Annotated in this window: 1 pseudogene; it reads left to right on the forward strand. The window is 55.7% G+C overall.

Features of this window, described 5'->3' with window-relative positions:
- Positions 1–482: 482 nt before the first annotated feature.
- A pseudogene (locus RFN28_RS34690) lies at positions 483–662 on the forward strand (ABC transporter permease); the annotation flags it as partial.

The raw sequence follows: 662 nt of genomic DNA on the forward strand, positions 1-662 counted from the left end.
GATGAAGGATGTCGAGCAGATCCTGCAGGATTCCGGCGTCATCATCCAGCCGTTCTGGCAAAAGCTCTACTGCCACATGAACAAGAAGGTGAAGAACTACGCAATGCACCAGACCTACAAGATGGATTTCCAGAACGTCTGGCTGGACAGCTAAGCCCGACTCCCAGGGCTAACTTGGCCGGCACCTGTTTTCGTTCAGGTGTCGGCCGACTTTTCAAATATCAGACCTCTGCAGCCAGGTCTGAAATTTGCGAGGACGCGATCATTCTGTCCGAACTTTCCAACTGATGAACTCGTAGGCAAGGCCTTTGAGAGCACGGGTCTACGCCGGATGTTGTGGCGAGACCAGCGAGATCTCAACGCAAATTGGGCTGTGGTTCTCGTGATGGGCGGGGAGGTCTTGAACTCCCCCCGTCCGCGAGGCGATGCTGTCTTTCGGGAGCGGCGCCTGTTCCAGTTCCAACCCTTCGGCAGGGGTCCCCATGCTTTCTTTCATCTTGAGACGTCTCGGCACCATGGCGCTGACCATGCTGTGCCTGACGCTGATCATCTTCTTTCTGATCAATCTCAACCCGAACCTGAAGAAGCTGGCGATCAGCCAGACCGAAATGCACACATCAGCCGAGCAGCTCGAGGACTGGCTGGTCAACCATGGCTACCGG

Source organism: Mesorhizobium album (assembly GCF_033977205.1).
GTDB lineage: Bacteria > Pseudomonadota > Alphaproteobacteria > Rhizobiales > Rhizobiaceae > Mesorhizobium > Mesorhizobium album.